The organism is Candidatus Margulisiibacteriota bacterium (assembly GCA_031268855.1).
Lineage (GTDB): Bacteria > Margulisbacteria > Termititenacia > Termititenacales > Termititenacaceae > Termititenax.
Window position 1 is genome coordinate 1 of sequence record JAIRWS010000140.1, and the last position, 7526, is coordinate 7526.

General features: G+C 51.6%; 8 protein-coding genes. 2 read left to right on the forward strand and 6 right to left on the reverse strand.

What is annotated here, in order from left to right; genetic code table 11:
* Positions 1–6: 6 nt before the first annotated feature.
* From LBJ25_08220 to LBJ25_08230, 3 genes are read right to left on the reverse strand one after another with little or no spacing between them, the layout of a single operon-like run.
* The gene (locus tag LBJ25_08220) at positions 7–1584 is read right to left on the reverse strand and encodes a S8 family serine peptidase (protein MDR1453939.1); all 1578 of its coding nucleotides are present in this window, start codon (positions 1582–1584) and stop codon (positions 7–9) included.
* Positions 1572–1967, reverse strand: coding sequence for a hypothetical protein (locus tag LBJ25_08225; protein ID MDR1453940.1), 396 nt, complete (start codon positions 1965–1967; stop codon positions 1572–1574). Before LBJ25_08225 ends, LBJ25_08220 begins: the two co-directional genes overlap by 13 nt.
* Positions 1964–2374, reverse strand: a complete 411-nt coding sequence (locus LBJ25_08230) for a hypothetical protein (protein MDR1453941.1) — start codon at positions 2372–2374, stop codon at positions 1964–1966. Before LBJ25_08230 ends, LBJ25_08225 begins: the two co-directional genes overlap by 4 nt.
* Positions 2375–2467: 93 nt before the next feature.
* Between LBJ25_08230 and LBJ25_08235 the strand changes: the two genes are divergently transcribed.
* Complete coding sequence (locus LBJ25_08235; GenBank protein MDR1453942.1) at positions 2468–2983, forward strand: zinc ribbon domain-containing protein; 516 nt, start codon at positions 2468–2470, stop codon at positions 2981–2983.
* On the opposite strand, the gene LBJ25_08240 is transcribed toward LBJ25_08235, so the two are convergent.
* Entirely contained in the window at positions 2969–4597 is a 1629-nt protein-coding gene (locus tag LBJ25_08240; GenBank protein ID MDR1453943.1) for a hypothetical protein, read from the reverse strand. The two genes, LBJ25_08235 and LBJ25_08240, sit on opposite strands and share 15 nt — an antisense overlap.
* 136 nt (positions 4598–4733) lie before the next feature.
* Between LBJ25_08240 and LBJ25_08245 the strand changes: the two genes are divergently transcribed.
* Positions 4734–5450, forward strand: coding sequence for a tetratricopeptide repeat protein (locus LBJ25_08245; GenBank protein MDR1453944.1), 717 nt, complete (start codon positions 4734–4736; stop codon positions 5448–5450).
* Between the two features lie 8 nt (positions 5451–5458).
* Here the strand turns inward: LBJ25_08245 and LBJ25_08250 are convergent, their stop codons facing one another.
* Both LBJ25_08250 and LBJ25_08255 read right to left on the reverse strand, forming a co-directional pair.
* On the reverse strand, positions 5459–6514 hold the full coding sequence (locus LBJ25_08250; protein MDR1453945.1) for a hypothetical protein: 1056 nt from the start codon (positions 6512–6514) through the stop codon (positions 5459–5461).
* Positions 6507–7526 (reverse strand): hypothetical protein (locus LBJ25_08255; protein ID MDR1453946.1); only part of this gene is annotated, 1020 nt, incomplete at its 5' end. The genes LBJ25_08255 and LBJ25_08250, both read right to left, overlap by 8 nt.

Consider the following 7526-nt stretch of genomic DNA (forward strand, 5'->3'; position numbering starts at 1 on the left):
ATACCTTTACCGTACCACGCTCAAAATATTTTTCCCGTAACTGACCGAGCCGTCCCGGGCTGTGGCTTTGACCACATAAATATAAGAGCCGTTGGCCAGCGTTCTGCCGTCGGAGCCCAGCAAATCCCATTCCGGCGTCACATACACGCCGCCCAGCAAACTCCCTCCGTAATCCAGCTCCTGCACTTTGCGGCCGCGCTGATCGTAAATATAGATCCGCACGCTGTCCAGCGACTGATCCGCCGCAAAAGAAAAATTCGCGGCCTTTTGCGCCGGATTGGGCGCGGAAAGAACCTTGAGATTTTTGCCACCGCCGGAATCGCGCGAATAAGGCGTTCTGGTCAGCGCATGATAAACATCGATAATTCCCCAGCCGTACTCTGTATAATTGCCGGCCGGTTTAGCTGTTTTTTTCACTATCTCCAGAGCTTCCTGCGGTTTTAAATTCGGGTCCTGAGCGCGCAGCAAACCCATCAGACCGCTAACCAGCGGCGCGGCATAGCTTGTGCCGCTACCATTATTTGCATAACCGTTATCCCCAGCATCATCAAAATAGACCGTAGAGTACATGCTCTCGCCGGGCGCCATAACATCGCAGCGTTTTACGGAAAACCAGGAACGATTACCGACACTGCCGACACTGCCGACACTGAGCACACTGGCATAAGCGGCCGGATAGAGCGGATTTTCGCCGCCGGTATTTCCGCCGGCCGCCACTAAAATCACGCCGTTCTTAACAGCATCTTCACAGGCCTTTTCCAGCGCCTGATCATAGCCAGGCTGTCCCAAACTCATATTCAACACATCAGCGCCCTGCTCCACGGCAAATCTTATTCCTTTAATAATGTCGTCAGTTCGGCCTTCGCCGCTACTGTCCATTACTTTGATCGGTATGATCCTGGCGTTCCAGTCCAGACCGGCTATGCCCTGACCGTTATCACCGCTAGCCGCTGCCAACCCGGTCACAGTTGTGCCGTGGCTGCGGCTCCTGCCCTTGCTGTCTGTATAATCATGGTCATCATCCGGGTCGGCGTCATTGTTGGCAAAATCATAGCCGGCTAAAAGTTTATCTTTCAGGTCAGGATGATTTAAAGAAACACCCGTGTCTAAAATCGCAATTTTTACTGTCGCGCCCCCCGTCGCAATATCCCAGCCGGCCGGCGCGCTGATCAAGTCAAAATACCAGGCTTGATTAGAGTAATCGCTGTCATTCGGAATCGCCTGTATTCTATATATAAAGACCGGCTGAGCGTCGGCCACTTCCGGATCATTTTTTAAAATCTCGACCAGCATTTCTACATTTATAGAAGAGGGATATTCCACAGCATAATAATTATCCAAAAAACTGGCGGCGGATTGCAGCAGGCCGTAGCCGCGCGGCGCATGTAAAGCCGTTGCATGCAACGGCTCTACATGCGCCGGGCCGTAATTATTCAGCAATTTTTCCAGTCTCGGCGAAACGTCCGCCGCGCTTAAAGATTGGATGGTTTTATCCGCCGGCTTTAATTCCACCAAAATTTTATTCGGCAAATATTCCGCCCAGAGCAGAGCACAGCATAAACAAAAAAATATTATTCGCGCCATGGCGTCAGTTTTCCCCCGGCTTTAGTATACAGCACATAAACAGCCTGCGGCGCGGCTGGCCGGCCGGCATAGCCCACAAAATAAATATCATTCGCGGCCGCCACGAGGCGGAAACCGGCGTTGTCAAAAACAACCTCCGTTCCCTCCAGCGTCAGCAAAGCGTCCAGGTCAATTTTTAAACCGCCCTGCTGCCGCGCGAGCGGCGGTTGTTTTTCTCTATAATACACCACGGCGCTCTCGGCCATCTTGCGCGCTTGCAGCGCCGCCACGTCCGCGCGCCCATTCTGCCGCCCAACCCTAAGCGTCAGAGAAAAATAAGCGGCGGCCAGCAGCAAAATGCTCAAGATCAGCAGAGCCGCTGGATAAGCAAAACCTTTTTTCAAAGCCGCACCAGCCTGACCCAAGTTTGTTTTTCGCCGTGCAAAATAATTTCCAGCAAACCATCTTGCAGCTCATAATGCAAAGCGCGCAGCGGCATTTTCGCTGGAGTAAGATACAAATAAGCGTCTTTGCGTCTGGCCAAACGCTGATTATTCAAGAGATAAGTATACTCCGCGCCGTCTTTGGCAAACTGCGCACGGTCAGCGTAAACATTCACACTATCGGCGTATTTTAAATCTTCCGTCATTTTGTCCAGAACATTCTGCGCCAGCAGATTTTCTTTCAGCCGCGCGTGCAGCTGCCAGTCTCGCCGCACAATATCCCAGGTCAAAAACAACGCGCTGCCGATCACCAAAACCAGCAGCGCAAAATAGATCTGCAAACGGACATAAATAAATCCTTTGCGCATCAAAAAATTATAGCATAGTTTCAATTCACGCGACCGTGTGAGACGCGGCTTTATTTTCAAATCAATTGTTATATCCTATAATGAACGCCAGCTATGGCCAGCACGCAGAGAAAATGTCCCGCCTGTAAAAAACTCCTCAATCTGGAGGCTAAGTTTTGCAATTTTTGCGGACAAAAACAAACGCCGCTGGGTTCCGTGCCGCCGGATCCGGTGGACAAAAAATTTTTATCCGCCGCCGAGCTGGAAATCAGTAAAAATAATCTCGCCGAACAGCCCGCGCTGGAGATCGTCCGGTTTTTAGAACACGCCAATAAATATTTGCGGCAGGCCGCTCTGGAAATCTTTTGGCAAAAAAGCAGCGCGGCGGAAAAAAAACAGCTGCTCCAGGAGCGGCTGGACAGCACGGAATTTGCGGTCAGTCTGCTGGATCTGCAGCCGGACTGGGCGGAGCTCTTTGCCGGCTTGTGGACCCGCGCCTCGGCAGATCCCTGGCTGGTTTACAAATATCTGCGCTGGGGACAAAAACGCGGCTATACGCTGCCGCCGGACACCGTCAAATATTTGGAATCCACCGCCGACCAGCATTTGCGGCAGCTAATAAAAAAATAAAGTCGCCGTGGCGCCCTGTTTCCATTTGGCAGCGATCTCTATTTTAACCTTATGCTCGTCGAGGATTTTCTTGACAATGCTCAAGCCCAAACCGGTGCCGGATTTTTTGGTCGTGACAAACGGGTCAAAAATATGCGGCAATATTTCCGTCCGGATACCGCAGCCGTTATCCTGAAAGACCAGAGTTTTGTCTTCCTTGAGCGTTACTTTTAAGACCCCGCCCTGAGGCATAGCCTGCAGCGCGTTGAGTCCCAGATCCAAAAAGACCTGCTCTAGCGCGTTGGGCTGGCCTCTGAATTCAATATTCGGCGCGATATTTTTTTCGATTTGGACATTTTGCCGGACAGCCTGTCCGGTCAGCAGCGCCAGGCTTTTTTCCAAAAGCTGACTGAGATTAAATTTTGTTTTTTGCCCGTCACCGGCGCGGCTCAAGTCCAGCAGGCCAGTCACCAGCTGATTGATCCGCTCGATCTGCCGCGGCACAATATCCATAAACTCGGCGCGAAATTTAGCCCGCCGGTAATTCTCCGGCAAAACAGCCACGAGATTGTGCAGAGCCGCCAGCGGATTTTTGATCTCATGCGCCAAACCGGAAGCTAATTTGCCGAGCGCGCTTAAACGCTCCTGCCTCTCCAGACACAGCTGCGTTTGAAAAACATGCTGGTAAATTTCCGCGCAGGACAGCCAGACAAAAACGATCAGGCCGAAAATCAACGCGGTCAAAATATATTGCCGGTCAAAAAATTCCGCGCCCTGGCGGTAAAGCAGCGGCCAGACTACCAGCGCGCTGAACAGCGCTAACAGCGCGATAAAAATAGACTGCGTGACCGCCAGCGTGCGTTTGCGCCAGTTGTCTTTTTCCCGCAGCCAGCGCAGGAAAACGGTCAAGATGCCGGTCAACAGAAACAAAAATAACTGCAGCATGATCAGCAGGCGCAGCTGCGCGAAACTAAAAAGCCAGAAATCCTCAAAAGCGCTGTCCAGTCCCAGCAGCGGCCAGGTGCAGAGGATCAGTGTTTCAAACCAAAGCAGCAGCCGGAGCCGGCCAAAGTCGGCGCGCCAAAAGCGAAAAAATAAATAACCGAACCAGACCAGGCCAATATGTTTCAAGAAAAACAAAGCGCCGGCCTGCGGCTCCAGTCCGCTCAGAGCCAGCAAATCCTGCGCGGCGTCGGTCGCGGTATAGAGAGCAAAACTGCCGGCCAGCAGCGGCAGACAAATAGAACGCCGTGCCGGACGTTTGACGATCCAGACCAGCACCGCCAAAAGCAGCATCGCCGCGGTTATTACCAAAGTGGTCAGCGCCAGCAGCAGATTGTCTTTCGCTTTTGCGCCGGACAGACGCAGCAAATAATAAACAGAAAGATCCGGATTTTGTTCTTCGGCCACGATCAGGCCATTTTGGTCGGCCACAGATAATTTGTAATTGTCCGGCAAAATATCCAGCGCAAATCTGCCATTGACCGCGGTGACGGCCGTGTAGGAGCGCGCGGCATTGTCCAGCCGCAGCGTAAAACCGTAATTGTCCCATTTGCCGCCGCGGACAACACAGCCGGAAAAAATTTCAGCATACCCCCATACTATCAACAAGAGCGCCAGCATAACTTTACGCATAACCTGCTCCTTGCAATAGGATATCGTAAGTTTATTTCAGTCGATTCAAGTTTTTAATACCTGCCCCGCGCCTCTTGCTGTCGGGTTATGTCATTGTGCTATAATTAAGCACGATTATTTCAAAGCGGGGGAATTCATGAAAAAGCCCAAAAAGCCAAAAAAAGAAAAAATATTTTACGGGCTCGGCTTGCTGACCGCGCTGGCAATCGCCGCGGCGCTCAGCGTTTATCTGCTGTTTTTTACCGCGCCCGGCGCGCCGCCTACCGCGGAAAAATATAACGCCAGCGGTTTGCATAAATACGAGGCTGGCAATTACAACGGCGCGATCAAAGAATACACCAAAGCCATTCAAGTTAATCCTCAAGATAAGGTGAGTTATTTTGGCCGTGCCAACGCTTATCTGCAAATTTATCTCTACCAAAAATCGCTGCTGGACTACAACAAAGCGATCAAGCTGGACCCGGACAATCCGGCGTATTACACCAACCGCGCCAACGCGTATTACGGGCTGGAAAACTATCAAGCCACGCTGGCGGATTATGACCGCGCGATCAAACTTAATCCCCGGGACGGCAAGCTGTATCAAAGACGCGCTTTTCTCAAAGAAAAAAATTTCAAGGCCAGTCAAAAAGAATTGGCGGCGGACTGGAAAAAAGCCATTGATCTCGGCATTGAAGATGAGCATGTTTTTATCAGCTACGGCAGCTACCTAAATAATAATCTGCAGAATTACGAAGCCGCGCGGACTTGTTTTCAAAAGGCGTTAAAGGTCAATCCGCATAACGGTCTGGCCAAACAAAATCTGGAGATCACGCTGGAAAATATTCGGGCTAAAAAAGCCAATCAGCTTTAAAAGAAAGTTTATAATTTGGCGCTGTTCAGAGTAGAGCGGAAAGTCCGCTTGGGGGTTTTCTTGGCGGGTTTTTTCTCGGCTTTTTTTACTGGCTTGGCTTTTTGGATCTCTTTTTTAGCTGCCTGCGGCGGCTGCGGCTCGTCCCACCAATAAGAGACTGTGAAAAAATGCGTGATGTTTTCCGCGACAGTATCGCCGGAATTATAAGCATAATCAAAATAAATATTGGCGTAATTAAAACCCACACCGGCGGTAAATTTCAGCACCTTGGCGTTCTGCTCGCCGCGCGCGTCGCGTGTCTGCTTCAGACCGCCGCGCAAAGCAATATGGCGGCCCAGCCAGTATTCCACGCCGCCACCCCAGAAATAATCTGTTTCCACCGCGCGCAGATCCGTGTACACGTGCAGCGGCTGCTGGTAATTTGACCAATAACCGTCCGCGCCAAAAATTTTGAAAAGCGCGCCTAAACCCAAAGAACGGCCGTAATTTTCCGCCAGGCCGTTTGACCAGGACAGCTCGGTCGCCAGAATATTTGCCAGCTCGGCGCCCAGGATCAGATAAGGCCGCGCTTGATAGGCGCCAGCCAAATCCAGCGCCAGACCGGCGGCGGAAACATCCACTTCGGAAAAATATTTACTTTGCAATTTGCCGCGCAAGCCAAGTGAGTAATGGCCAATAGCCAGACCATAAGCGCCGTAAAGCGTGCTGTCCGTATAGCTGATCTCTCCGCCCCGCGGATTGCCAGCGCTGTCTCGCAGCTCGCCGCCGGACTCCTGCACCCGCAAAAAACCCAGGCTAAAATTATTCTGGCTGTACGCCGCGGAAAAATAACCGACTTCGCTGATCAGATCAAACGCGGTCAAAGAAAAGCGCGGCGCGGAAACACGTCCCAAAAAAGCATAATTTTGAAAACCATAGTGGCCGCTTTGTTCGGCGGCCAAATAGGCGCCGCCGCGCGCCATAGCGTCCGCGCCAACGCTCAAGGCGTCCAAACCGATGGCTTGTCTGGTTCCGGCGCCCCAGCAAAAAGCCAAAAATAATATGAGCAGGCTGCGTTTAATCATCGAGTATCGTCAGCCTCCCTCTAGCCAAAACTTTTTTGCGCTCATCGGTCAGCAGCAGAATATAAACGCCGTTGCCGGCCTCGCTGCCATAAGCATCATGGCCGTTCCAAACAACCTCATTTTTTGCGCCGACTCGGGCATAGCCGGACGCCGACCATATTTTTTCGCCCAGTATGTTGTAAAGATAGATATTTACCACGCCGTCTTTGTCCGCGCTGTAAGCGATCGTGATATCTTCTTTGCGCGGCTGCGCGGGATTGGGATACGAATAAATTTTCTTGCCGACCGGCACAACCGCAGCCGGAACGGCAACATCAGGAGTAGCGCCGCCGCTGGTAGAGCCGTCCAAAATTAGGCTGGCGGAAATTGTCGCGCTGATATTTCCGGCCTCGTCTTTCAACCAGAGATAAATTGTTTTGTTTCCAGTCGCCGCGTCCAGCAGGGCATAACTGCTTTGCGTTGAATAGTTTTGCCAGATACTCCAGGCATCCGTCTCATTGATATTCATGCTGACTGTGTCGCTTGACGCAGTTAAGGCCAATTTTAATATCGCGTTGTCAGTTGTGGTTTCTCCGCCGTTTATCTCCAATGTGCCGGACGGAGCGTCCGTGTCGAGAATGATGCTGTCCGCCGTCCCGCTCCAGGTGACATTGCCATGCGCATTGCGGAATTCGATGTTCACAGTCTTTAGCCCGTCTGTATCTGTCAATGTCCACGCGCCTGGCGCGACGTTCTTGCTGACCCATATTCCAGCCGTTTCCCCGCTATTCCACACCCGCATGTCCTGCGCCAACGCGTGTATCTCGCTGACGACCAGTGTTACACTTTTATTGTTCGTATACGCCGCATCGCCGTTTATGAGTATTTTGCCCCCGCTCCCGCCACTGTCAGTCAAAACAATGCTGTTCGTTATCATATTGCTCGTGTTACCAGCCGCGTCTTTCAACCAGACATATATTGTTTTATTTCCAATCGCTGTATCCTGCAAGGTGTGCGTTTTGCTCGCGCTGTA